General features: G+C 73.0%; 16 protein-coding genes. 9 read left to right on the forward strand and 7 right to left on the reverse strand.

Annotation, left to right across the window (positions count from 1 at the left end):
• The first annotated feature begins 285 nt into the window (after positions 1-285).
• A complete protein-coding gene (locus ACTWQE_RS02925; protein WP_443327193.1) occupies positions 286-2,763 on the forward strand; it encodes an HAD-IC family P-type ATPase in 2,478 nt (825 codons plus the stop codon).
• Positions 2,764-3,015: 252 nt separating this feature from the next.
• Here ACTWQE_RS02925 and ACTWQE_RS02930 read toward each other — a convergent pair whose 3' ends face one another.
• The 3 genes from ACTWQE_RS02930 to ACTWQE_RS02940 form a co-directional block, all read right to left on the reverse strand.
• Positions 3,016-5,472, reverse strand: coding sequence for a SpoIIE family protein phosphatase (locus tag ACTWQE_RS02930; protein WP_443327194.1), 2,457 nt, complete (start codon positions 5,470-5,472; stop codon positions 3,016-3,018).
• Positions 5,473-6,066: 594 nt separating this feature from the next.
• On the reverse strand, positions 6,067-9,447 hold the full coding sequence (locus tag ACTWQE_RS02935; RefSeq protein WP_443327286.1) for a sacsin N-terminal ATP-binding-like domain-containing protein: 3,381 nt from the start codon (positions 9,445-9,447) through the stop codon (positions 6,067-6,069).
• A 210-nt stretch (positions 9,448-9,657) separates the two neighbouring features.
• Entirely contained in the window at positions 9,658-10,599 is a 942-nt protein-coding gene (locus ACTWQE_RS02940) for a DUF3027 domain-containing protein (RefSeq protein WP_443327195.1), read from the reverse strand.
• A 903-nt stretch (positions 10,600-11,502) separates the two neighbouring features.
• Between ACTWQE_RS02940 and ACTWQE_RS02945 the strand changes: the two genes are divergently transcribed.
• From ACTWQE_RS02945 to ACTWQE_RS02960, 4 genes are read left to right on the forward strand one after another with little or no spacing between them, the layout of a single operon-like run.
• Positions 11,503-12,972, forward strand: a complete 1,470-nt coding sequence (locus ACTWQE_RS02945; protein ID WP_443327196.1) for an MFS transporter — start codon at positions 11,503-11,505, stop codon at positions 12,970-12,972.
• A 26-nt stretch (positions 12,973-12,998) separates the two neighbouring features.
• Entirely contained in the window at positions 12,999-13,523 is a 525-nt protein-coding gene (locus ACTWQE_RS02950; RefSeq protein WP_443327197.1) for a hypothetical protein, read from the forward strand.
• A 52-nt stretch (positions 13,524-13,575) separates the two neighbouring features.
• Complete coding sequence (locus tag ACTWQE_RS02955; protein ID WP_443327198.1) at positions 13,576-14,331, forward strand: futalosine hydrolase; 756 nt, start codon at positions 13,576-13,578, stop codon at positions 14,329-14,331.
• Positions 14,328-15,170, forward strand: coding sequence for a 1,4-dihydroxy-6-naphthoate synthase (locus tag ACTWQE_RS02960; RefSeq protein ID WP_443327199.1), 843 nt, complete (start codon positions 14,328-14,330; stop codon positions 15,168-15,170). Before ACTWQE_RS02955 ends, ACTWQE_RS02960 begins: the two co-directional genes overlap by 4 nt.
• A 245-nt stretch (positions 15,171-15,415) precedes the next feature.
• Here the strand turns inward: ACTWQE_RS02960 and ACTWQE_RS02965 are convergent, their stop codons facing one another.
• Entirely contained in the window at positions 15,416-15,676 is a 261-nt protein-coding gene (locus ACTWQE_RS02965) for a hypothetical protein (RefSeq protein WP_443327200.1), read from the reverse strand.
• 83 nt (positions 15,677-15,759) lie between these two features.
• Between ACTWQE_RS02965 and ACTWQE_RS02970 the strand changes: the two genes are divergently transcribed.
• Entirely contained in the window at positions 15,760-16,281 is a 522-nt protein-coding gene (locus ACTWQE_RS02970; protein ID WP_443327201.1) for a GtrA family protein, read from the forward strand.
• Between the two features lie 825 nt (positions 16,282-17,106).
• Here ACTWQE_RS02970 and ACTWQE_RS02975 read toward each other — a convergent pair.
• Complete coding sequence (locus ACTWQE_RS02975; RefSeq protein WP_443327202.1) at positions 17,107-17,490, reverse strand: cold-shock protein; 384 nt, start codon at positions 17,488-17,490, stop codon at positions 17,107-17,109.
• Between the two features lie 169 nt (positions 17,491-17,659).
• Here ACTWQE_RS02975 and ACTWQE_RS02980 point away from each other — a divergent pair, with 169 nt between their 5' ends.
• A complete protein-coding gene (locus tag ACTWQE_RS02980) occupies positions 17,660-17,920 on the forward strand; it encodes a hypothetical protein (RefSeq protein WP_443327203.1) in 261 nt (86 codons plus the stop codon).
• Here ACTWQE_RS02980 and ACTWQE_RS02985 read toward each other — a convergent pair.
• Both ACTWQE_RS02985 and ACTWQE_RS02990 read right to left on the reverse strand, forming a co-directional pair.
• Positions 17,899-18,522, reverse strand: coding sequence for an HAD family hydrolase (locus ACTWQE_RS02985; RefSeq protein WP_443327204.1), 624 nt, complete (start codon positions 18,520-18,522; stop codon positions 17,899-17,901). The genes ACTWQE_RS02980 and ACTWQE_RS02985 overlap by 22 nt on opposite strands.
• A 185-nt stretch (positions 18,523-18,707) precedes the next feature.
• A complete protein-coding gene (locus tag ACTWQE_RS02990) occupies positions 18,708-19,829 on the reverse strand; it encodes a hypothetical protein (RefSeq protein ID WP_443327205.1) in 1,122 nt (373 codons plus the stop codon).
• Positions 19,830-20,705: 876 nt separating this feature from the next.
• Between ACTWQE_RS02990 and ACTWQE_RS02995 the strand changes: the two genes are divergently transcribed.
• Positions 20,706-23,567 carry a helicase C-terminal domain-containing protein gene (locus ACTWQE_RS02995; protein WP_443327206.1) on the forward strand — a complete coding sequence of 954 codons (2,862 nt, stop codon included), beginning with the start codon at positions 20,706-20,708 and terminating at the stop codon, positions 23,565-23,567.
• Positions 23,568-23,798: 231 nt separating this feature from the next.
• Positions 23,799-25,448 carry a DNA repair helicase XPB gene (locus ACTWQE_RS03000; RefSeq protein WP_443327207.1) on the forward strand — a complete coding sequence of 550 codons (1,650 nt, stop codon included), beginning with the start codon at positions 23,799-23,801 and terminating at the stop codon, positions 25,446-25,448.
• Positions 25,449-25,502: the final 54 nt, after the last annotated feature.

The following is a 25,502-nucleotide window of genomic DNA, read 5'->3' on the forward strand; positions in this document are numbered from 1 at the left end:
TCAGGCCCACGCGCACTCGGACCCACGCCCACTCAGGCCCACACCCGACCCCGGCCCCGCTCGGACCCACGCCCACTCAGGCCCACACCCGACCCCGGCCCCGCTCTGACCCACGCCCACTCAGGCCCACACCCGACCCCGGCCCCGCTCTGACCCACGCCCACTCAGGCCGATACACCCGCGCCCGGCTCGCGCTCGGGCCCAGGCGCGCTCAGGCCCCGGCGCCGCCAGGCCACAGGCGTACTCAGGGGGTGAACGGCTCCTTCCCCCCGTACGGTCGTAGACATGACGCAGCGGGCACAGACCGGCGGTGGGCAGCCTGAGCCGTCAGGGGGAGCGGGCACCCGGCAGGCCATCGACGCCGGTGCGGAACTCGACCCCGTGCACCCCGTCGCCCCGCCCGGAGCCGGACGCCGGGCCGTCGCCGCACGGGGCCTGACCGCCACCGAGGTCGCCGAGCGGGTGGCGCGCGGCGAGGTCAACGACGTACCCGTACGGTCCTCCCGCTCCACCGCCGACATCATCCGCGCCAATGTCTTCACCCGCTTCAACGCGATCATCGGCGTGCTGTTTCTGATCATCCTGGTCGTGGGACCGATCCAGGACGGACTGTTCGGCTTCGTCATCGTCGCCAACACCGCGATCGGCATCGTCCAGGAGCTGCGCGCCAAGCGGACCCTGGACCACCTTGCCGTGATCGGGGAGGCCAGACCCACCATCCGCCGCGACGGCGTACCCGCCGAGATCCCCACCGCCGAGATCGTCCTCGGGGACCTGGTCGAGCTCGGCCCCGGGGACAAGGCGGTGGTCGACGGCGCCGTGGCCGAGACCGACAGTCTGGAGATCGACGAGTCCCTGCTCACCGGCGAGGCCGACCCCGTCCTCAAGAGGCCCGGCGACCGGGTGATGTCCGGCAGCTTCGTCGTCGCCGGCGGCGGGGCGTTCACCGCCACCCGGGTCGGACGGGAGGCGTACGCCGCCCAGCTGGCCGAGGAGGCCTCCCGCTTCACCCTCGTCCGGTCCGAACTCCGCAGCGGTATCAGCGAGATCCTCAAATACGTCACCTGGATGATGATCCCGACCGCGATCGGCCTGATCATCAGCCAGAGCGTGATCCAGGACCACGACTGGCGGGAGGCGGTGCGCCGGATGGTGGCCGGCATCGTCCCGATGGTCCCCGAGGGCCTGGTGCTGCTGACCTCCGTGGCCTTCGCGATCGGCGTCATCCGGCTCGGCCGCAGGAAGTGCCTGGTCCAGGAGCTGCCCGCGATCGAGGGCCTGGCGCGCGTCGATGTGGTCTGCCTGGACAAGACCGGCACGCTCACCGAGGGCGGGATGGACGTCACCGCGCTACGGCCCCTGGGCGGCGCGGACGAGCAGCGCGTACGGCTGGCACTCGGCGCGCTCGGGGCGGCCGACCCGCGGCCCAACGCCAGTCTCCAGGCCGTCATCGAGGCCTACCCCGACGGACAGCACTGGCGCTGCACCGGCTCCCTGCCCTTCTCCTCCGCCCGCAAGTACAGCGGCGCGCGCTTCGACGAGGCCGACGGCCGGGCCACCACCTGGCTGCTGGGGGCACCCGACGTCCTGCTGCCCGCCGGCGACCCGGTGCTCACCGAGGCCGACGACCTCAACACCCGGGGCCTGCGGGTGCTGCTGCTCGCCCGCTCCGAGCGGGAGCCGGACGACCCGGAGGTGGCGCGGCAGGTCACGCCCAGCGCCCTCGTCGTGCTGGAACAGCGGCTCCGGCCGGACGCCGGCGACACCCTGCGCTACTTCGCCGAGCAGAACGTCGACGCCAAGGTGCTCTCCGGGGACAACGCCGTGTCCGTCGGCGCGGTCGCCGGAAAGCTGGGCCTGCCGGGGGCCGAGGCTCCGGTGGACGCCCGGAAGCTGCCCGCCGAGCGCGACCGGATGGCCCGGGCCCTCGACGACGGCACGGTCTTCGGCCGGGTGGCACCGCGCCAGAAGCAGAACATGGTCGGTGCGCTCCAGTCGCACGGGCACACCGTCGCGATGACCGGCGACGGTGTGAACGACGTGCTGGCGCTGAAGGACGCCGACATCGGGGTGTCCATGGGCTCCGGCTCCGAGGCGACCCGGGCGGTCGCCCAGATCGTGCTGCTGAACAACAGCTTCGCGACCCTGCCGTCCGTGGTGGCCGAGGGCCGCCGGGTCATCGGCAACATCACCCGGGTCGCGACCCTCTTCCTGACCAAGACCGTGTACTCGGTGCTGCTGGCGGTCCTGGTCGTCTGCTCGCAGGTCCCCTATCCCTTCCTGCCCCGCCATCTGACGCTGCTGTCCACCCTCACCATCGGCGTCCCGGCCTTCTTCCTGGCCCTCGCCCCCAACAAGGAGCGGGCCAAGCCGCACTTCGTCCGGCGGGTCATGCGGTACGCCATGCCGGCGGGCCTCATCGCCGGAGCCGCCACCTTCGCCACGTATCTGCTGGCACGGCACCACTACAGCGGTCCGCAGTCCCTCCCCGCGGAGACCAGCGTGGCGACGCTCACGCTCTTCCTGATCGCCCTGTGGGTTCTGGCGATCGTCGCCCGCCCCTACACCTGGTGGCGGATCGGGCTGGTGCTGGCAATGGGGCTCTGCTTCCTGGTCGTGATCGCGACGCCATGGCTGCAGAGCTTCTTCGAGTTGAAGCTCGTCGGGACGACGATGCCCTGGACGGCCGTCGCTGTCGCGGCGGTGGCGGTGGTCGCCCTCGAAGTGGCGTGGCACGAGGTCAATCTCCGGCTGCCCGGCTGACCTGCCGTACGACAGCGCCGTACAACCGCCGCAACGACCGCGCCGCAACAGCCGCCCCTTACTACGACCACGCCTCGCAACCCTCGTGCGGCGCGGCCGCGAGGCGGGGTCGCCGGGCCCGAGGTCGTGTACCTCGTCCTGCGCGCGAGCAGGACCGAGCGCGAGTGAGGGGGGCGGACTCCACCCGGCCCGAAAGGGGCTGAGGGCGGACTCCACCCGGACCGAGCGGGACTGAGGAGGGACTCCAGGCAGTCACCTGGTCAGGACCTGCTCGGCCCAGATCGTCTTGCCCCGTGCGCCGTAGCGGGTGCCCCAGCTGTGGGCCATCTGGGTGACGAGGTAGAGGCCGCGTCCGCCCTCGTCGTTGTCCCGGGCATGCCTGGCGTGCGGAGAGGTGCTGCTGCCGTCGCAGACCTCGCAGATCAGATTGTGGCTGCGGATGAGTCGCAGGGTGATCGGTTCCTCGCCGTAGCGGATCGCGTTGGTCACCAACTCGCTGACGATCAGCTGCGTGATGTCCGCCTCTTCCCCCAGCCCCCAGTGCTCCATCTGCCGGATGGCCAGCTTCCGGGCGTGTCCCACCGCTTCCGCGACCCGTTCGATGTCCCACGTGACACAGCATTCGGTGGGCAGGCCGTGCAGGCGCGCCACCAGGAGGGCCATGTCGTCCTGGGGCTGTGCCGGCAGCAGTTCGCTGATCAGGGTGTCGCACACCTTCTCCGGGCCCGCCGTCGGCGGCATGCGCGAGAGCGTTTCGCGCAGCTGGTCGAGTCCCGCGCCAAGGCTCTGCTCCCGTGATTCCACGAGGCCGTCGGTGTACAGGACCAGCGTGTCGCCGTCGGCGAGCTTGATCTCACCCGATTCGAAGACGACCCCGCCCAGCCCCAGGGGAGGACCCACCGGCAGGTCGACGAAGCCGACGCTGCCGTCCGCCGACAGCACCGCGGGCGGAGGGTGGCCGGCCCGCGCCATGACGCAGTGGCGCGAGACCGGATCGTAGATCGCGTACAGGCAGGTCGCGGTCATCGCCTCGCTGACCCGGAGTGCCTCGTCGTCGCCCTGCTCATCGACGAAGCGGTTCACCTGGTCGTCGAGATGGGTGAGCAACGCGTCGGGCGCCATGTCGAGATCCGCGAGGGTCCGCACGGCGATCCGGAAGCGCCCCATCGACACCGCCGACTGCAGATCGTGACCCACCACATCGCCCACCACCAGCGCCACTCGCGCACCGGACAGGGGGATCATGTCGAACCAGTCGCCACCCAGGCCGGCATGGCCACTCGCCGGCAGATAACGCGACACCGCTTCCACGGCCGTGGTCGACGGCAGGCGCTGGGGGAGCAGGCTGCGCTGCAGGGTCAGCGCGGTCGTCCGCTCCCGGCCGTAGCGGCTGGCGTTGTCGACGCACACCGCCGCGCGGGCGACGAACTCCTGGGCCAGGAGGACGTCGTCGGCCTCGAACCGGCGGGGGTTGCGGAAACGAGCGAACACCGCCGTACCCAGCGCGGCGCCCCGAGCGATCATCGGGACGAGCAGCCAGGAGTGGACGGCGGTGTCGTGCCCCGGCCCCGCCCGGTCGGGACCCGCCGCGGCAAGCCGGGCGCGCAGCTCCTCTCCGTTCAACAACACCGGCTCGCCGTGCATCAGCGCCTCGGGAGACGGCGAGCCGGCCACGGTGGCCAACGCGTCGATGTCCCCCACCGCCTCCGCCGTGAGCCCGTCGCCGCTCCCGTCCTCGAGCACGCTGCGCTGCGCGGCCCGGCGCAGGACCACGGCCTCCGGTTCCTGCAGGCTGCGCGGCTCACGGCCTTCGAAGACGGAGTCCAGCAGATCGACGTAGGCGACGTCGGCGAAGTGCGGCACCGCGACATCCGTCAGCTCCCGAACGGTCTGCCACAGGTCCAAGGTGCTGCCGATGCGCGTACTGGCGTCGTTGACCAGAGTCAACCGCTCCCGCGCGTGTGCCTGTGCTGTCACGTCGGACACCGCGTGGGCCAGTGCGATCACCTTTCCCGAGCGGTCCGTGAGCGGAAGGATGGATTCGGACCAGACGTACTCCCGGCCGTACTCCCCGGGCGGGCTGCCGGGCACGACATGGCCCACGACCTCGGTGCCGATGAGGGCCTTGCCGCTCTCCAGAACGTGCTGCTGCCGGGCCTCGAGGGCATCGAAATCGAGCAGACCGGCAGGGTAGACCTCGCGCATCGTGTGCCCGGCGCGACGGGACCGCGCGACCACTCCCTGACGTCGGTTCTGCGCCAGGAACCGCAACTGCCTGTCGAAGACATCGATGAGGAACGGGGAGTCGGTGAACAGTCCCTTCAACAGCGCATGGCCGAACTGCTGGGCCGCCACGACGTCCGTGCCCGCGGCCTGGAGCAGCCACTGGCGCTCGCCGGACGGCGTGGTGAGGGAGCACACCCACACCTCAGCCACCACCGGCTGCCCGTTCCGGTGCCGCAACACCATCGTCCCGAGCCGGATCGTGGGGTTACTGGCGTCCCGCCGTAGCAAGGCCTCGATGTCCGTTCGGCCATCCATCAGCTCCGCCACCGGGTGCCCGAGTACCTCCCGCGCCGGATAGCCCAGCAAGCGCGAGGCTCCGACCCCCCACCCGACCACCACACCGCGCGAGTCCAGGACCACACCGGCCTCGTCCCCCGGCTCAGGAAATCTGCTGGAGTCGCCTTGGAAGGAAAGGTCGCGCATCCCGTCACTCCGGGGTCGGTCCCTTATTGCTGATAAAGAAACCCTAATACGTCGCCCTTGCTTCGGAAGCTGAGGAATGAACTCTTCCCAGCTTTCCGCGGACACCCTCCCAGGCTGTGGAGGACGGGCCGCGTCACCTCCGTACCAGCAGCCGCTCCCTCAAGGTCCGGCACCCTCGCCACCACCTCTGACCAGTAACGATGCCAGATCGCAGAAGGGCCGGTCCTGGCCGACGGGGAGCGCGGCGGGTGCATTTCCCGGGACCCGGTCCAAACTCGCTGAAAGCGAACCGGAGCCGATGGGAGGTTGCGTGTGCAGTGGCGTGTGCGAACCCCTCGGTGCGGATTTCGCGACTGCCGAGAACCGGAGCGTCCCGGGATCACAACGGGGGTTCCCCCGGCGAAAGAGTTCCCGGGACACGCCCGGATCAGCGAACGGCGCCCGTGACCTGTCCTCACCGGTGGGGCGGCAGCTCCCTGACCTCCCGGCAGGGATCGGGTGGAAGCCGGCTGCATCCGCGTGTGCGGTGAGGGTTACGGGAGTGCCCGCAAACGGAACCTGGAGGAGCGGCCCCGGCCGGCCGGTGGGCGGCGGCTACTGGTCGAACCAGCGGTCCCGCGCCAGCTCCTCCGTGCGCGAGGAGTCCTCCAGCAGCGCGGCGACCTCGAAACGGCGCGGCCACTGGCCCGCCGCCCAGGCCAGGCCGGCCGCCACGCCCTCCAGAGTCGCCGCGTGCAGCACCCCGTCCGGCGTACGGCGCCAGTCGGTCCCGACCCCGTCGACGAGCAGCTCCTCGTGCTCGACATACGTCGCGGGTGCCGCCGGGCCGAGGAGCGTGCGCACCGCCTCGGGTACCTCGTACGTCTCGCCGCCACCCGAGGTGATCCGCCCCTCGTACACATCGCTGAGCCGCCGTACCTGCAGCAGCTCCGCCAGATCCGCCGCCCGCCCGGGCCGTACGGGCAGCAGAGCCCGGCCCGGGGCCAGCGGCAGCAGGTCGGGGGCGTCGGCCACCAGCGCCTCGGCCGCGTCCACGACCCGCACCTCGCCGTCGACGACCGCCCGCAGCTCGTCGGGGAGCGTCACCTGCTCCGGGTCCAGCTCGGCCAGCGCGCTGTAGAGGGCGTGCAGTTGCGCCGCCGCGACCGGACGCCCGGGGTCGGCGAGGCGGGCCAGCAGCTCCGCCGCGCCACCCGGCTCGTCCAGCAGCGCGGCGACGGAGGTGCGGACGCCGAGCGCCCGCAGCACCTGTTCGTCCTCGAAGCCGTGCGCGTCCGCGGACTCGTAGAGCCCGGCGAGCAGCGGGTCACCGCCCGCGGCCCGGAGCCCGGCGGGGCGGCGCCCGTCCAGCACGGGGTGGCCGCGCAGCCACCACGCCGTGTACGGGCGTACGGTCTCGGTCGTCCCGTCCGGCAGCAGGACCCGTACGGGGGCGGTCAGCGCGTCCCGCAGCGGCGGCTGGGCGAGCAGTGCGAGCGCCTGCGGCCAGGCGTCGTCGTCGACCAGGTCGAGATCGCGGACGGCGATGATCTCGGTGGCGACGGGCGGCACCGGGGTGTCGGGCAGCCGGTCGAGCACGTCCTCGCACCACACGTCCACGGAGTCCAGCAGTCCGGCGTCGTCGGGCTCGGCGAAGTCGCCGTCGCGGGGCTCGAGTTCATCCGGATCGAGGACGACGTCCGTGGCCCGGACGAGCGCGAAGTTCGCCAGCACGCCGACCGCGGTGAGCGGCTGCTCGCCCCATCGGTCGGCGAGGTCCGGATCGCAGGCGGCCAGCTCGCCCTCGCGCATGATCTGTTCGAACGGGCTGCCGGGGAGGACGAGTTCACCGGCGGGGGCGAGTTCACCCTCGTCGTCGGGGAGCGCGAGAGCGGCGAGCCACGGCTCGTCGCCGGGCTCGAGCTGGGCGTCCCGTACGAGCCCGAGCACGGCCTCGGCCAGCTCCTCCGCGTCGAGCGCGTCCTCGTCCCAGATCTCGTCACTGTCGAGGGAGCCCGCCACGGCGTTCCGCACCTGCGCGGTGGTCAGCACGGCGCGGGGCGTCGCGGGGGTCGCGCCCAGCTTCTCCAGGAGCGGGTGCGCGGCGTCGGGGTGGGCGACCTTGAGGCCGAGCCGGGCGAGGGTGGCGGCACTGGTCGGCCCCGGCGCGGCGGCGGTGACGGTCCCGGTGCCCGCCTCGGTGCCGGGGGCGGTCCCGGTCGCGGGAGCGGGGATGAGGGTCGCCCCGACGACGACGTCGGACACATCCGGGTGCCGATGCCCCTCGGCGGTGTCCCCGGCGCCCGGGAGGGGCAGCAGGATCTGCCGCGGGCCGATGGTCGTCCGGCCGTCGGCGAGCGGCACCGGCAGACCGCTGAGGCGGTCCGGATCGGTACCGGCCAGGCTGTCGTAGAGCCGCCGCCACCACGCGGGGGCGCGCTCGACACCGGCGAGCCGGTCGATGGCCTCTCCGAGGGGCACCCGCGCGACCCCGAGCGCACGCAGCTCGACGCGCCGCTCCAGCCCCGCGGGCAGCAGACTCGGGAACAGCTCGGCGAGGACCCGTACGGTCCCGGCCCCGGCGCCCTCGATGATCTCGGCGTCGGCGGGCCGCAGCGCGTGTCCCTCCCCAGCGGTAGCGCCCCGCGGCGCGAGCGGATCGTCCCAGTCCGCCCGGTCCGCCTGCTCCTCTCGCTCCGGATGCGCACCGCCCTCCCCCGGACCCGGCGCGGGCGGAGCGGCGCTCGGGAGGAAGGGGACGCGGGGCAGGAGGCGGAGGATCTCGGAGCGGAGACGGCCATCGAGTTCGCCCGAGCCGAGCGGGCCGGGGACCAGGTCGATCGTGCCGGTGCCGACGGGCCGCCAGTCGCGCAGCAGTGTGACGTACGCCTCGGCGGCGCGCTCCACCAGGAAGTCCGTGAGCGGGCCCGGCGCGGCGTGACGGCGGGTGGGCTCCAGCGGGAGCGAGGCGATCAGCAGCGCGGGCAGACCGAGCGGCTCGTCGGTGGGGGTGGGCGCATGCACCACGGGCGCGGTGCCGGGGCGCGCGGGCGCGCCGTCCTCCGTGTCGCTCACGGGCACCGCCCAGGTCACGGACCACGCGGGGCGCAGCCGCTCCTCCACGGGCCGGTCGGCGAGCAGCGCCGCGTCCAGCCGGCCGCCCACGGCCGCGGTGCGCCAGCGGGTGGTACCGCGCACGCTGTCCTCGATCACGGCGTACGGGGCTTCCTGACGATGCGTCAGTGTCCGTACGCCCTCGGGGGTCTCTACCACGATCTCGGACAACCCGGGGAGGGTGAGCAGCAGCGCGTCGTCGATCCCCTCGAGGAGCCGGGCCGCGAGATCGGCGGCCGCGCCGTCGCGCAGGGGCAGCACGACGGCGGTGTCGTAGCCCACGGGGGCGATGCCCTGCGCGGGCAGCGGCAGCCGCAGCAGGGGTACGTGGCCGTCGCGGCGGCGCAGCTCGTCGGCGAGGCCCGGACTCACTGCGGCCGCCTCGGTCGCGAGCTCCCGGGCCTCGGCGAGGGACCAGCGCACTCCCCCCGTGCGGCCGACGACGGCGGGCTCGTCGCTGACGGCGAGCACGGCCGCGAAGCCCACGCCGAACCGGCCGACGGAGCGCGCAGTGTTCTCGTCGTTCTCGTCGTTCTCGTCGTCCCGCTTCGCCGAGGCGCGCAGTGTGGAGAGCGACTCGACTCCGGCGGCGTCGAGCGGGGCTCCGGTGTTGGAGGCTGCGAGCACGGCGGGGGCGCCGTCCGCGGCGGGGTGGAGCGTCAGCCTCAGGCGACCGGGGACACCCGAGCGGGCGGCCGCGTCGGCGGCGTTCTGGGCCAGCTCGACGACGAGCCGGTCCCGGTAGCCGCCGAGAGCCAGATCCTCCTCGGCGTTGGCGTCCTCGCGGAAGCGGGCGGGTGACGCGGCCCACGCGTCCAGGACACCGCGCCGCAGCCGCGCCGTCCCGAACGGGTCCGCCCCGTCGGCCGTCGCCCGCACCATCGCCGTGCCGCTCACGTGTCGTCTCCCTCTCCCGGACCACGCACTGTCAGCGCCGAACGTACCGCTTACGACGCCGGAAGGCTGTCCGCACCCCCTGCCGGTCCCCCGGGGACGGGTCCCGCGGACGGATACACGCGCCCCTTCCGGGAGTGTTGAGCGGGCACACCCGCAAGCAGGCTGCTCCTCGCGGACGGCGGCCGGAGGGGGAGGTCAGGAGTGACCGAGTTCTTCCTCCGCCGGAGTCGTGTCCTCCACCGAGCCGCCCGTACGGTCCGGGTGCAGCGGCAGCAGGTCCACCTTCGTCTCGTCGATCACCGGAGGCGCCGGGCGCGGCGGCTTCGGCATGACCGCGGCCTCGGAGTGGCCGCCGCAGCCGTAGGCGAGCGACACGACCCGCCCGTCCGCCGGGGAGAACTCGTTCGCGCAGACCCCGAACGCCTGCTTGAGCGATCCGGCCAGCGGCAGCAGGAACGCACAGGTCGCACACGCGGCGGGTGCGGCCTGTGCCATCGGCGTCTTCGCACCGTACGCCTCGTCCCAGCGGTCCGCCGCGGTGTGCAGCCCGTAGCGGGAGAGGACCCGCGCGCGGCGCATCCCCAGCTCCTCGGCCACGGCCGAGATGCTGCCCCGGGCCGGGGGGATGTTCAGCGCCGACGGCGGTACGGCCGAGACGTCCGCGTCCTCGGCTTCGGCGAGCTCCTCCAGGTCGCGTGAGCGCTCCGTCTCCTCGGAGACGAGGGAGTTCGGCGGAGGCGCGTCCTCTCCGGTGAAGCCGGGCTCGAGCCGCAGGTCCTCCGCCTCTGTCGGCAGCAGGTCTCCCGGGCCCATGTCCCCGGGCCGCAGGCGCTCGCTCCACGGCACCCACTCCGGCGCGAGCAGCGCGTCGGAGCCGGGCAGCAGCACCGTCTCGTCGAGGGTGACCACCTTGGCGCGGGAGGCGCGGGCGACGGTCACCGCCCACCGCCAGCCGCGGTAGGCCGGTTCCCTGCAGTCGAAGAAGTGCGTGACGACCCGGTCGCCGTCGGCGACCACACCGAGGTGCTCGCCGACGGACTCCTCACCCGCGGCCTCCACGGCCGCGGCCAGGGCGAGTTCGACCGCCTCGGCGCAAGCACGGTCAGGGGTACGGCTTCGCATCGTCGCAGCACTCACAAGAATCGATTCTCTCCTACGCCGTATGACGAGTGCGCCAGCCGAACCGGCCGAGCGGCCGGAAGGACAACGGACGGAGCGGACCGTGGGACCGCGTCGACGTCCGCGCCCGATCGGCTTCGGGCGCACCTGTTACACCCCATTCTGCGGGATGGCGGACAGGCGCGCGGCCATGAACAACCGCTGGTGGCGCGCTAGTGCTCCGCCGTGCAGGTCCGGCGAGGGTCGGTGCGGCGTCTGGTGCCGTGTAGCGCAAGGCGGAAGATCGCTCTCGTACCGAGATCCCATGCCGACCGGCCGGGGGGTACTCGAGCGACTCCGACAACGCGGCGCGGTGCTCCCGGCCGACGGCCGGGGGCGTGCGGTGCCAGGCGTCGCGCCGTCGCAGGATCTGCGCGGCGGAGCACTAGGCACGCTACCCCCAACCGCTGCCCGTGGCCCACCCTCCCCCGACTTCGTCCCCGCCGGAACGGCACGGCCGCCCCCACAGGAGCACCGCACGAGTCCGGCCGGAGCGCTCGCCCGTACGGGCCGGAGGGCTTCGCGAACCCCCGGCACGGCCCGTCCGGACCCCGCCGGAAGGGCACGGTCGTACGGGCGGTGGCCACGCACGAACCCGGCAGGAACGGCACGTTCGGCCTCGCCGGAAAGCGCCCGGACCCAGCAGGACCAGCACGTTCCGCCTCGCCGGAGGACGGCGCGTACCCCACCCGAAAAGCGCTCGGGCCCAGGCGGGCACGGAGGAAGGAGGCGGAGAGCATTTGCCCGGGGGCGCCCCGGGGACGGCGGGCGGGGCGTCGGCGGAGCGGTGACAGGCAAGCCACCACCGCCGTCCGGCGGAAAGACCCCTGGCGCTCACCGGACCGGCGGTCTGGTGTGGATGGGTTGGGGCATATTGACGGAGTGGCAGCCGACTGGTCGTCCGACAGCACGGGTCCGCTCCGCCGCGTCGGCGCGGCAGTGGGCCGGGCGCTGCATCTGCCCTTCACCGCCACCGCCCGTGGCATCCGCCGGGCCACGCACGCCCACGGCGCGGGCGAGTCGGGCCTCGGCAAGCTGATCGAGCTGCACGCCGTGAACGCCGCCGGCGACATGATGATCACCGTCGCGCTGGCCTCCACCGTCTTCTTCTCCGTCCCCACCGACGAGGCGCGCGGGCGGGTCGCGCTCTATCTCGCGGTCACCATGGCCCCGTTCACCCTCCTCGCCCCCGTCATCGGCCCGCTCCTCGACCGGCTGCCGCACGGCCGCCGCGCCGCGATGGCGGGCGCCATGCTCACCCGGGCGCTGCTCGCCCTGACCATGTCGGGCGCCGTCGAGACCGGCGGTCTGCAGCTGTATCCGGCGGCGCTGGGCGTGCTGGTCGCCTCCAAGGCGTACGGGGTCGTCCGCAGCGCCGTCGTGCCCCGGCTGCTGCCGCCCCGCTTCGCGCTCGTCAAGGCGAACTCCCGGGTGACCCTGGCCGGGCTGCTGGCCACGGGGGTGGCGGCGCCCGTCGGGGCCGTTCTGCAGCACATCGGGCCCAGCTATCCGCTGTACGGGGCCTGCGCCGTCTTCGGCCTCGGGACCTTCCTCGCCTTCACGCTGCCGCACAAGGTGGACTCGGCGAAGGGCGAGGCGAAGGCGCGCTTCCTCGCCCACTCCCACGGCCGCACCGCCGCCACCGAGCAACACCACGAGCCCGGTGTGGTCGGGGCCGGGGCGACCCGGACACGCCACGTCCCGGCCTGGTTCGCCCGACTCCGGCGCCGCGGGGCGGTGACCCGGCCCCGACGGCCCGGGCTGCGCACCGTCGGCCCGTCCGTACTGCACGGGCTGCAGGCGAACGGCACGCACCGCGCGCTCTCCGGCTTCCTGATCTTCTTCCTCGCGTTCCTGCTGCGCGAGCAACCGCTGGGTGGGCTCAGCGCGGCGTTCTCGCTCGGCCTCGTGGGAGTCGCGGCGGGCGTGGGGAACGCTCTCGGCACGGCGGTCGGAGCGTGGCTGAAGGCGCGCGGCCCGGAGGTGATCATCGCGACGGTGCTGGGACTGGCACTCGCAGCGACGCTCTCGGCGGCCGTGTTCTTCAACCCCGTGACGCTCGCCCTCGTCACCGCCACGGCGGGCTTCACCCAGGCGCTGTCCAAGCTCTCGCTGGACGCGCTGATCCAGCGGGACGTACCGGAAGAGGTACGGACCTCCGCGTTCGCCCGGTCCGAAACGCTTCTGCAGATGTCGTGGGTGGTGGGCGGCGCGATCGGGATCTCGCTGCCGCTGAACGGCGTGCTGGGGATGTCCGTGGCGTCCGCCGTGGTCGCCGGGGGTGTGATCGCGACCGTACGGGGGCTGCTCGCGGCGGCCCGGCGCGGCACGCCGCACCCCCGCGTGGCGTGAGAAGAACGGCCCGATAGCCTTCGCGCATGAGCATTGCCACGCGGCGGAGCCGCAATTCGATGCAGAGCAGGAGCAGGACCGCCCGCACCGCCGCGGCCGCCGGTGCCGTGACGCTGGGGCTCCTCGCCCTCTCCGCCTGCGAGAAGCCGACCCCGCTGGCCACCGTCACCGTGGGCTCGGACACCGTGTCCTCCGAGGCCGCCTGCTACACCGACGGCAAGAAGCTCTCCGAGAAGGACCTGCGCGACTGCATCAGCGCGAAGTCCGGCAAGAAGCTCACGGTCAGCGAGGGCGAGCGGATCCGGATCGGTGTCGATCCCGAGGTCGCCGACTCGGGCTGGGCCATGGTCGTCAACGGCCAGGGCACGATGACCGAGGCGAGCAAGGACACCTACCGGAGCTTCGACTACGACGAGATCTTCGCCCCGACGCAGACCCCGACGGGCGGCGGGGCCGCTCCGAAGACCGCGCAGGTGGCGATCATCGAGGTGGACGAGTCGGGTCAGGCGAAGGGCGCCTGGCTGTTCACGCTGAAGCGGAACTCCTCCTGACGGACGGCCCTCCGTACCGAAGGGCACAGGCGCGACCGAAGGGCACCGGCTGATGCGCGTCCTCGTCGTCACCGCTGTACCGGCGGAGTCCGAGGCGGTCACGGCCGGGCTCTCGGGGGTGCTCGCCACCCCGGCCGGGGCCGTGCCCGATCCCGGTCGCACCCCGACAGGGCCGGTGTCCCCGGCCCCCTCCGCCCCCGCCCCGGCTGCCGGGCCCGTCATCGATGTGATCGCCCCCGGCGTCGGGCCGGGGGCCGCCGCGGCCGGGACCGCCGCGGCGGTGACCGCCGGAGCCCTGACGGGCCGGCCCTACGACCTCGTCGTGTCCGCCGGGATCGGCGGCGGCTTCACCGGGGTCGCACCCGTCGGCTCGGTGGTGGTGGCGGACGCGATCGTCGCCGCCGATCTGGGAGCCGAGACCCCGGAGGGCTTTCTGCCCGTCAGCGAACTGGGCTTCGGTACGAGCGTGCACCGGCCCCCTCCCCTCCTCTCCGGCGCCGTTGCAGGGACGGCCTCCGCCGTTCACGGGACGGCGCTCACCGTGTCGACCGTCACCGGCAGCGCCACCCGCGCCGCCGAGCTGGCCGGGAGCCACCCCGGCGCCGCGTCCGAGGCCATGGAGGGCTTCGGTGTCGCGGAGGCCGCCGCCGCACAGGGGCTGCCCGTGCTCGAGATCCGGGCGATCTCGAACGCCGTGGGCCCGCGCGACCGGGCCGCCTGGCGGATCGGCGAAGCGCTGGCCGCCCTCACCGGGGCCTGCGGCGCGCTGGTGTCCGTACTCGACACATGGCAGGAGCCCCTCTCGTGAGCGCAGCACTGAAGATCGCCTACTCGCCGTGCCCGAACGACACCTTCGTCTTCCACGCCTGGGCCCACGGTCTCGTCCCGGGCGCGCCCGCACTGGATGTGACCTTCGCGGACATCGACATCACCAACGGGATGGCCGAGCGCGGAGAGCTGGATGTGCTCAAGGTGTCGTACGCCGTGCTGCCGTGGATCCTCGACCGCTACGCCCTGCTGCCGTGCGGCGGGGCGCTCGGCCGGGGCTGCGGCCCGCTCGTGCTGACCCGGGAGCCGGGCACCGCGCTCGCCGGGAGGACCGTCGCCGTACCGAGCGAGCGGTCGACGGCGTATCTGCTCTTCCGTCTGTGGGCCGCGGCCGAGGTCCCGGGCGGGGTGGGGAACGTCGTCGTCCTGCCGTTCCACGAGATCATGCCCGCGGTCCGGGACGGCAAGGTCGACGCCGGACTCGTCATCCACGAGGCCCGCTTCACCTACCGGGACTACGGCCTCCACTGTCTCGCGGACATGGGCGTGCACTGGGAGTCCACGACCGGTCTGCCGATCCCGCTCGGCGCGATCGTCGCCCGGCGGGACCTGGGCACCGAGCGGCTGACCCGGCTGGCGGAAGCCGCGCGCACCTCGGTACGGATGGCGTGGGCGGACCCGGAGGCGTCGCGGCCGTATGTCCTGGAGCACGCCCAGGAGATGGACCCGGCCGTCGCCGACCAGCACATCGGGCTGTACGTCAACGAGTTCACCGCCGACCTCGGCGAGGACGGCTACGCCGCCGTACGCGGTCTGCTCACACGTGCGGCGGCCGAGGGGCTCGTACCGCCCCTCGGCCATGACGCGCTCAGCTCCTAGCCAGCTAGGGCGTGTTTCGAAAGTCCCGCCTGGCCCGCGACGCCTGGCACGCACGCTCGCTGCGTTGTCGGGCTCGTCCGAGTACGCCCAGTACGAGGACGACCCTCCGCCTTGCGATCGCACGCACCAGCCGCCGCGACCCCCGCCCTTCAGGCGGACGGCGCTACTTTCGAAACACGCCCTAGTCTCGTGATTCCGTTTAACTCACTTCGAGTCATTCCTGACCAGCTTCTTCGGCGCTTCTCCTACAGGCCGGCCAGCCCGCGCGCGGTATAGCGGGCCTTCCAGCGGTCCACGCGGTCCACGTCACCGGCAACACTCCGGCGAGGTCTGTCCTTGCGACGCCGCCCCTCGGCGGACCACAACGCAATCCGGGCCCGCAGGGCAACATCAGCAGACACGTGACGCGAGCCCGCCACCTCCCGTAAATCATCAATCTGTTCCGAGGAGAGATCCATGCCGGGAGCAATGAGCCCATCGACGAAAGGTGACTCAAACAGGATCACGAGGCACTGGAGGGGTCCGGGTCCTGCGGAAGCGTGCAGCTAGCATGCATGAGCTACGGCCTACTACAGACGAGGTGCGCACTTTGACCATCACCGGATTAGCGGTATTGGGGCAGAAGCTGAAACGGGTTGGCGGCGAGGTCGGCAGATTCGGCACGGTGGGAGCTGTCGGCTGGGTGGTGGACACAGCGGTGTTCAACCTTTGCTTGCATCTGGCGCACCTGCAGACAGTCCGTTCCGGATTGATCGCCAACTCGGTCGCGATCGGGACCAATTACCTCGGAAACCGCTACTGGACCTACCGCAACTGCGACAAACGCCACGGCATCAGAGAGGCCACCCTGTTCCTGCTGTTCAGCAGCGTGGGAATGGTCATTCAGAACGGTGTACTCGCCCTGTCGCACTACGGCTTCGGCTACACATCGTCTCTTGCCGACAACGTGGCGAAGAACGTGATCGGACTCGCCTTGGCCACCGGATTCCGCTTCTGGTCCTACCGGACTTGGGTGTTCCGGAAGCGGCCCCGGAGCGAAAGCGACGTGGACCACACAGAAAGCGTTCTTGAACGCGCGGGGTCGGGTGGAAGCCGGGCTCGCGGTCTCTGAGGTGGGTGACTGCCTCCTCGGCTCGAGGTTGCTGAACGGAACAGCAGGGGGGAATTCCATCAAGTCCGTGGATCAGCGCAAAGCCACATGCTCGTCACTCATCCGGAAGGGACGTACGCCAAGTCGATTACCGGCCCCGAGCAAGGGCGGGCACCGCTGGCCGGCGCAAGTCGCCGTAGTGCCGTCGATCGTGACGTCAGCGCGCGGTCTGTGGGGCATAAGGCGTGATCGGTCGATGTGGCGGGACGAATCCGTCACTTTTCAGATGGCTCACCGGAGCTTCCCCGAGTTATGGGCGACGCTGGAACAGCAAAGCAGTGCACGGCCTGTACTACCTGCTCATACATGCATGGTTCGCCCGTCTGGGGCGGCGGTCTGATGGCCACTACGTCTGCCATCCGTGGTGGCCATGGCCACCCCAGCCGGTGCCGTGACATGGCTGGGGCCAGACTCCTCCAGGTCTCCGGGCTGGTTTCGGCCCTGGCCAGGCTCGCCCATGCCTTCCTGGCCGCGATAGCCACGTCAAGGTCGAAAGGGAGACGAAGAAACGGTGCTCCACGTGTTACTCCCCTCACCGTGGCAGAAGTGCGGCGTCTCATGGCCGCTACCCGCACCAAACCCACCGACCGGCGGCGTCGAACGCGCGCTGAACTGGTCCCGCTGGCGACGGCGTCGCAAGGCCACCGCCCAGGGATGCCACTACCGCCGCCGCACGGGTTCAGTGTCTCGCCGCCATGAGTCACGAACCGCCGGCACATGACGTGCCATGACCTCGATATACTCAGCACCAGCACCCTGACCAGCACTGATACCGGAACTGGAGTGCTAGACGTCCAGCTGGTCGGCCACCGCGCGCAGCATGCCCGCGATCTTGTGGCCGTGCGCCTTGTCGGGGTAACGCCCGCGCTCGAGCTGCTGCGAGACGCTCTCCAACAGTGTGGTGAGGTCCTGGACGATCGAGGCCAGCTCATCCGGCTTGCGACGCTGCGCGGCCGCCACGGACGGCGCCGGGTCGAGAACCGTCACGGACAGTGCCTGGTCTCCGCGGTTGCCCGCCACCACACCGAACTCGACGCGCTGGCCCGGCTTGAGTGTGTCCACTCCGGGCGGGAGTACGGAGGAGTGCACGAAGACATCGCCGCCGTCATCGCGGGAGAGAAAGCCGAAGCCCTTCTCACTGTTGAACCACTTGACCTTGCCGGTAGGCACGTCTGTCCTCGTCCTCGTACTCGTCGGGGAAAACAACCACAAACAGCTCTGGATAGCAGTACAGCGGGCCGTGAGACCCGCCATGTCCAAGGCTAATGGTCCCGTACCTGGTGACAAGACGTCGCCTGGTGGTTCCTCAGCGCTCCTGGAGCCGATCTACCCTGGTCCGATGAGCAGTACTCCTTCCTCCGCGGGTGACCGGCTCGTCCGGATCGGCGCGATCGTCTTCATCATCGGCGCGATGGCGACCCTGGCCACCATGGCGCCGCTCTTCCTGGGCGGTGATCCCCTGCCGTCGGCCGCGTACTTCGTCTGCATGCTGATGGGCGTCGGCTTCGTCATCGCCGCGGCCGGCGTGCTGCGGTCGATCACCGCCGCGACCCCCCGCGCCGAGGGCCGGGGGCGGCGTCAGGCCGGGCCGGACCGGTAGCCGACGAGCCAGGCCGGGAACTCGGTCAGGTCGGAGAGGACCACATCCGCCCCGGCGGCGCGTAGTTCGGCCGCGCCGAACGGACCCGTGGCGACCGCCACGGACAGCGCACCGGCCGCCCGAGCTCCCCGGATGTCACCGGTGTGGTCGCCGACGTAGACGGCCGCGCCGTGTTCGCGCAGCGCCTCCGCCTTGGCCTCCGCCCACAGCCAGCCGATCACGGCGTCGGGGTCGATCCCCAGATGCTCGAGGTGGAGCTTGGCGTTGGGCTCGTGCTTGGCGGTGACGACGATCGCCCGCCCGCCCAGACCCTGTACGGCGGCGACGGCCTCACCGGCCCCGGGCAGGGCGGCAGTCGGGGCTATGGCCCGGGCGGGGTAGAGCTCGCGGTAGCGGTCACCCACCGCCTGGATCCGCTCGTCCGGGAACCAGTGCGCGAGCTCCTGTTCCAGCGGCGGACCGAGCCGGGTGATGGCGAGCTCGGCGTCGATGTACGTACCGGTCTCCGCCGACAGCGCCTCGTACGCCGCCTTGATGCCCGGGCGGGAGTCGATGAGCGTCATGTCGAGGTCGAAGCCGACCGTCAGGGGTTGCGTGGCCATCCCGTCATTGTGCCCTTGACCGGCCCCCTACTTAGGCTCGCCTTGCCTCCCCTGAGGATCGTCTCGTCCGACCGATGTCGCTACGGGCCATGGCCGCGCCGCCGTGGACGTACAGCGGGTGCTGGGCGGTCTCATGGTTGCCGCCCGGCACGCCGTCGGGGCACGACAGGCCGCGATGTCGCAGGTCAGCCTCCCGGCCGCCGCCGCGCTCTCCACACCAGGAAGAGGGCCGAGGCGACAGCCGCGGCGCGCAGGGCCACGGGCCAGGTCTCGACGAGCGCCGCGCCCATCCCGCCCTGGGGAATCGGCTCGCCCCAGCGCCCGTCCACCCGGCCCCACAGCCAGACGCCGGCGCTCGCCGCCACCAGCCCCGGCAGGCCGAGGGCGGCCAGCTTCGCCTCGGTGCGGGAGAGCTTGCGGGTGCCGTAGGCGATGAGCCAGCCGAGGGCGAGCGGGACCAGGGAACCGAGAGCGGCACCGGCGACGAGGAGGGCAGCGGCGGTCAGCAACAGCGGACTGAGCGGTCCCCGCGCCACGGCGTCACCGCGCCGCCGGGACAGCACACGCCGTAGCAGCCCCGGCCCGGCCGGGGCGGCCCCTTCCACGACCTCCGCGGGCCCGTCGCCCTCCGCGGCCTTCGTGCCCTTGGCGGCCTTCGCGCCCTTCCCTGCCCCCTCGGGGGCACGGTCCCGGGGCGGCGGCTCGAGTATCTCGGGAATCTCGATCCCGCCGGTGAAACCGGGGACGGACGCGCCCGGGCTGCCGAAGGGGCCGGGTTCGACCCGCCACCAGTCGGGCACGGCATCCCGCGGACCCAACTCGCCCTCACCAGCGAGATGCGGCGGCGCGGGCACGGCATCAGCGGCCGGAGCCGACTCCTGACGCGGTACGGGCACCCGGGGAGCACGGCCGACGCGCTGGGTGAACCCCGAGAGGCGCTCGCGGGCGCCGGCCGGCTTACGGACGGGTCCGGACGGCGGCGCAGGCGACGGCGCGGGCGAAGGACCGGGCGAAGCGTCAGGCACCTCGCCGACCGTGCCGCCCGACGCTCCGGTGGGTGTACCGCCCGTCCCGTCGCCGGATGTGCCGCGCGCCGCATCCACCACCTCGGTGGGCGTGCCCAGCTTGCCGAGAATCCGCTTCACGGCGGCCGGAGTGTCGGCAGCCCCGGCACGCTGCTGCTCGATCTCCGCCCGCAGCCGGGTGACCAGACGCATCCGGTCACCGGACGGCAGTTGCTGTTGCTGAGCCAGGTCACCGACCCGGCTCAGATAGTCGAATACGACCCGATCGCTCTCGATCCCCACCAAATCCCCTGCGGGCACGCGCACTTGTCGACGGCTTGACACCTGCCACGACGGTACCGGTTCACACGTCCCCCGGCCCCGGGGGACACGACGCCCTCTCCGGGCCCTGGGCCCTGCCGCCCCCGGGTGATCGCCAGGTCCGCTGCACGCCACGCGGTGCGTTCCCGGTCACCGTCGGCGAAGCGATGCTGTCAGGCCGGAGGGTCCGCGCCCGGGATGGTTGGGCGCGCAGGACGGTCGGGTGGCCGGAGCAGTCGGGCACCGCACACTTCGGCGCCCGGGACTGTTGGGTGCGCCGCGGCTTCACCGGCGGCGTCACCTGGGTAGGCGGGGAGCGGCTTCCCCCGATGGGGTGGGTTCGGCAGACAGGGCGCACAGCTCGGCGGCGGTGCTCCACAGCTCCTCTTCACGGCCCTGGTCGTAGGACGCAGGAGAGGACGGGGCTGCTTCGCGGCGGTCGATGTAGGAGCCGCTGGGGCCGGGACGGGTGCCTGCCGCAGCGTCGGCGACCCGGACGCCCGGCCCTTCACGCCCTCCGGCTCACTCCTCTTCGTTCCTCCACCCCGACCTCGTCCTCCCCCTCCTCCGCGGCACCGGCCGTGACCGGTCCGGGGAAGGGCACCAAGCCGTCGCGCGGCTGCGGCAGGCGTGGAAGCGTTGCGGCCCCGGGCTGTCGAGATCGGCGTGCTCGAGCCGGGCAGAAACCCGCCGCGGCACGAGCAGAGGCGGACGGTGGCGGCGTCCGGTCTGCGGGCGGGGCATGCGGGCCGGACGCGAGCCCGCCCGCAGGCCCCGGGGCGGAGGCCTGCGCCGAAGCCCGGGGCACCTGCGTCAGGCACCGAACGCCGGCCCCGCGGAGTGGCTATCGTGAGGCGGATGGCCACCAACCGGAACCGGGAGGAGCGCGTGCCGACAGAGCCCCGCGGCGGAAGCGGCAGCCGCCCCCGCACGGCCGCCCCGCCCCGTACGCTCGCCGACGAGTTGCGCACCCGGTCCGACGACGACCTCGCCGCCCTCCTCCGGGCACGGCCCGACCTCCTCTCCCCCGTCCCCGGCGACCTCACCCAGCTCGCCACCCGCGCCGGCACCCGCGCCTCCGTCGTCCGCGCCCTCGAACGGCTCGACCGCTTCGCCCTGCAGACCGCCGAGGCCCTGTCCATCGCGCCGGACCCCTGCCCGTACGCCACCCTGCTCGGCCTGATGGCGGGCGACCCCGGCGCTGAGGACGCACAGGCAGCCGACGACATCGAGCGGGAACTCCCCCGCGCCGTCGCCACCCTCCGCACGCAGGCGCTCGTATGGGGCGGGGACGAGCGGCTCCGTCTCGTCCGCACCGCCCGCGAGGTGCTGGCGGGCGGAGCCACCGGTTCGTCGCCCACCGGCCTGGGCCCCACCGTCGCCGAAGCGACCGCCGGAATGTCACCCGGCCGCCTCCAGGAGATCATCGCCACCGCCGGGCTCCCGGCCACCCATGACCCGGTGACCGCCGTCGACGCGCTCACCGCCCTCTTCTCCGACCGCACACGGATGTCCGCGCTGCTCGCCGGGGCGCCGGAGGAGTCCCGGGAGACACTCGCCCGACTCGTGTGGGGCCCGCCGTACGGGACCGTGCCCGCGCACCCGTCCCCACCGGTCCGCTGGCTGACCGCCCGCGGGCTGCTCCTGCCGACCGGGCCGGGCACCGTCGTCCTGCCGCGCGAGGTCGCCCTGCATCTGCGCGGCGGCCGGGCGCACCGTACCCCCGAGCCCGTGGCACCGGCCGTTCGGCCCGCGGCCGAGCACCGTCCGCACCTGGTGGACGCGACCGCGGCGAGCCAGGCGCTCACCGCGCTCGGCACGGTCGAGGACCTCCTGAAGGAGTGGGACCTCGGCGGCCCGGCGGTGCTGCGCGCGGGGGGTCTGAGCGTCCGCGACCTGAAGCGGACGGCCGTCGCGCTCGACACGGACGAGGCCACCGCGGCCTTCTGGCTCGAACTCGCGTACGCCGCCGGACTGCTCGCGTCCGACGGCGAGGCCGACGAACGGTTCGCGGCGACCCCGGCGTACGACGAGTGGCTTCGCCGGCCCGCGGAGGAGCGCTGGGCCGAGCTGGCCACCGCCTGGCTGGCGGCGACCCGTACGGCGGGTGTCGTCGGCGGGCAGGACGCCAAGGGCCGCACGCTCGCCGCTCTCGGCCCGGGCCTGGACCGTTCGCCGTCCCCCCGGATCCGCCGCCGCACACTCGAACTCCTCGCCTCCCTCCCCGAAGGCGTCTCGCCCTCCCCGGATGCCCTGCTGGCCCGGCTCCGCTGGGAGCACGGGGCGGCGGCCTCCTCGGGGGGCGACCCCGGAGCGCGTGGGCCGCGGGCGACCGACGCGGCCGGCCCGGGGGCGGCCCCGGCGGCCCGGAGCCGGACAGGCCCGACGGCGGCCCGGAGCCCCGCGGGCCGTCCCGCGCCGGGCAGAGCCTCCGCCTCCCCTTCCCCGGCCGATCTCCGCACCCGTATCGCCCGGTGGACCCTCGCGGAGGCCGAACACCTCGGCATCACCGGCCGTGGCGCCCTCTCGGCCCACGGACGCGCCCTTCTGGGGCCGCTGCCGCAGGACGACGCGGAGCACGGGGCGCCGACCGGGGCGGCCGGGACCACAGCGGACACGGCCTTCACCGTCGCCGGTTCCCCAGGAGGCGGGGTGGACGGAAACCGCATCCCGGCCCAGTCGGCCACAGCGCCCGGCCCCCCGGCCGCCGTCCCCGGGGCGGGCCCGGGCCCGGCTCCGGCACCAGGCCGGGACGCCACAGCGGCCCGAGCCGCGGCGCTGCTCGGCCCCAACCTCCCGGCCCCCCTGGACCACGTCCTCCTCCAAGCGGATCTGACCGCCGTCGCGCCCGGCCCCCTGGAGCGGCCGCTCGCCGAGATGCTGGGAGTGCTCGCGAACGTCGAGTCGAAAGGCGGCGCGACGGTCTACCGGTTCACCCCCGGCTCCGTACGTCGCGCCCTGGACGCCGGCCGGACCGCCGCCGACCTGCACGCCTTCCTCGCGGAACACTCCCGTACGCCCGTGCCGCAGCCGCTCAGCTATCTGATCGACGACGTGGCCCGTAGGCACGGGCACCTCCGCGTCGGAGCGGCGTCCTCGTACGTCCGCTGCGACGACGACGCCCTGCTCGCCGAGATCGTCGCCGACCGGCGCTCGTCCGGGCTGGGGCTGCGCCGCCTCGCGCCGACCGTGCTGGCCGCGCAGGCGACCCCCGACCAACTCCTGGAGCGACTGCGCGAGATGGGGTACGCCCCGGCGGCCGAGTCCGCCGAGGGCGATGTGCTCGTGACCCGCGCCGACACCCGTCGCACCCCGCCGCGCGCCGCGCCCAGGCCCCTCCAGAGCGGCCCGCCCGTCCCCGACAGCACCCTGCTGGGCGCGGCGGTCAAGGCCGTCCGCGCAGGCGATCTCGCCGCCACGGCGGTCCGCAGGCCCCCGGCCGCGCGGACCCCCGCCGCCGCGGACGACGGCCGCCTCCCCCGCACCACCTCGGCCGAGACGCTCGCCACCATGCAGGCGGCAGCCCTCACCAGCAGCGCGGTCTGGATCGGCTATGTCAACGCGGACGGCGCCGCCAGCCAGCGGGTGATCGCGCCGGTGCGCGTGGAGGGCGGCTTCGTGACGGCGTACGACCACACCGCCGACGAGGTCCGTACCTACCCCCTGCACCGCATCACCGGCGTCGCCGAACTCGCCGACGACCCGGCCCACGAGGCGTAGGCCCTGCCGGACGATCTCGATGTGCTCGCTCTCCCGCAGCTCCGGCCGTCCCACCGCCCCCCTCGTCATCCACGGCGCGTTCGTCCACGGACAGGAGTCGGCCGACGAGCCCGGCGCCCGCGGAGCGCCCGTACGGGCCCGTGGCCGACGATCCGCCCGGCCATCGCCGCCGCATGGGGCACACTGGAGATTTGGCCGTAAGGGCCGAACCCGCGCAGAAAGGGCCGAGGCGTGAACGGACCGCTCATCGTCCAGAGCGACAAAACGCTCCTCCTGGAGGTCGACCACGAGCAGGCGGACGCGTGCCGCCGCGCCATCGCCCCCTTCGCGGAGCTCGAGCGAGCCCCCGAGCACATCCACACGTACCGCGTGACCCCGCTCGGGCTGTGGAACGCCCGGGCGGCCGGGCATGACGCCGAGCAGGTCGTCGACGCGCTCGTCGAGTTCTCGCGCTACCCCGTGCCCCACGCCCTTCTCGTCGACGTCGCCGAGACGATGGCCCGCTACGGCCGTCTCCGGCTGCTCAAGCACCCCACCCACGGCCTCGTGCTGGAGTCCTCCGACCGCCCCGTCCTCGAGGAGATCCTGCGCTCCAAGAAGGTCCAGCCGCTGGTCGGCGCCCGCATCGACCCGGACACGGTCGCCGTGCACCCCTCCGAGCGAGGACAGATCAAGCAGACGCTGCTGAAGCTGGGCTGGCCCGCCGAGGACCTCGCGGGCTACGTCGACGGCGAGGCGCACCCGATCGAGCTGCACGAGGACGGCTGGGCCCTGCGCCCGTACCAGCGGCAGGCCGTCGAGGGCTTCTGGCACGGCGGCTCCGGCGTCGTCGTCCTCCCCTGCGGCGCGGGCAAGACGCTGGTCGGCGCGGGCGCCATGGCGACCGCCAAGTCGACCACCCTCGTCCTCGTCACCAATACGGTCTCGGCGCGGCAGTGGAAGCACGAGCTGGTGAAGCGGACGTCGCTCACCGAGGACGAGATCGGCGAGTACAGCGGCACCCGCAAGGAGATCCGGCCCGTCACCATCGCGACGTACCAGGTCCTCACCACCAAGCGGAAGGGCATCTATCCGCATCTGGAGCTGTTCGACTCCCGTGACTGGGGCCTGATCGTCTACGACGAGGTGCATCTGCTCCCCGCCCCGGTCTTCAAGTTCACGGCGGACCTCCAGGCCCGCCGCCGCCTCGGGCTCACCGCCACGCTCGTACGGGAGGACGGCCGCGAGTCGGATGTCTTCTCGCTCATCGGGCCGAAGCGCTTCGACGCGCCCTGGAAGGAGATCGAGGCGCAGGGCTACATCGCGCCCGCCGACTGCATCGAGGTACGGGTCGACCTCACCGACAGCGAGCGGCTGGCGTACGCGACGGCCGAGACCGACGAGAAGTACCGCTACTGCGCCACCACCGACACCAAGCGCCGGGTCACCGAAGCGCTGGTCGAGCGGCACCGGGGGCAGCAGACACTGGTCATCGGCCAGTACATCGACCAGCTCGACGAGCTCGGCGAACACCTCGGCGCCCCCGTCATCAAGGGCGAGACGACCAACGCGCAGCGCGAGAAGCTCTTCGAGGCCTTCCGGCAGGGCGAGCTCGGCGTCCTCGTCGTGTCCAAGGTCGCGAACTTCTCGATCGACCTGCCCGAGGCGACGGTCGCCATCCAGGTCTCGGGCACGTTCGGCTCCCGCCAGGAGGAGGCGCAGCGCCTCGGCCGCGTGCTGCGTCCCAAGGCGGACGGCCATCCGGCGGTCTTCTATTCGGTGGTCGCCCGGGACACGATCGACCAGGACTTCGCGGCGCACCGGCAGCGGTTCCTCGCTGAGCAGGGGTACGCGTACCGGATCGTGGACGCCTCCGAACTGCCGGCCACGGACGAGGCGTAGCCGCCGTCCCGCCGTCGGCCGGGCCCGCGCCCGGCCGGCGGCGGTTGGCGACGC

The sequence above is a fragment of the Streptomyces sp. 8N706 genome, from assembly GCF_052245415.1.
Lineage (GTDB): Bacteria > Actinomycetota > Actinomycetes > Streptomycetales > Streptomycetaceae > Streptomyces.

Coding starts and splice junctions, on each gene's coding strand:
- ACTWQE_RS02925 (WP_443327193.1), top strand. CDS start 286: ATGACGCAGCGGGCACAGACCGGCGGTGGGCAGCCTGAGCCGTCAGGG.
- ACTWQE_RS02930 (WP_443327194.1), bottom strand. CDS start 5,472: ATGCGCGACCTTTCCTTCCAAGGCGACTCCAGCAGATTTCCTGAGCCG.
- ACTWQE_RS02935 (WP_443327286.1), bottom strand. CDS start 9,447: ATGGTGCGGGCGACGGCCGACGGGGCGGACCCGTTCGGGACGGCGCGG.
- ACTWQE_RS02950 (WP_443327197.1), top strand. CDS start 12,999: ATGAGCATTGCCACGCGGCGGAGCCGCAATTCGATGCAGAGCAGGAGC.
- ACTWQE_RS02955 (WP_443327198.1), top strand. CDS start 13,576: ATGCGCGTCCTCGTCGTCACCGCTGTACCGGCGGAGTCCGAGGCGGTC.
- ACTWQE_RS02980 (WP_443327203.1), top strand. CDS start 17,660: ATGAGCAGTACTCCTTCCTCCGCGGGTGACCGGCTCGTCCGGATCGGC.
- ACTWQE_RS02985 (WP_443327204.1), bottom strand. CDS start 18,522: ATGGCCACGCAACCCCTGACGGTCGGCTTCGACCTCGACATGACGCTC.
- ACTWQE_RS02995 (WP_443327206.1), top strand. CDS start 20,706: ATGGCCACCAACCGGAACCGGGAGGAGCGCGTGCCGACAGAGCCCCGC.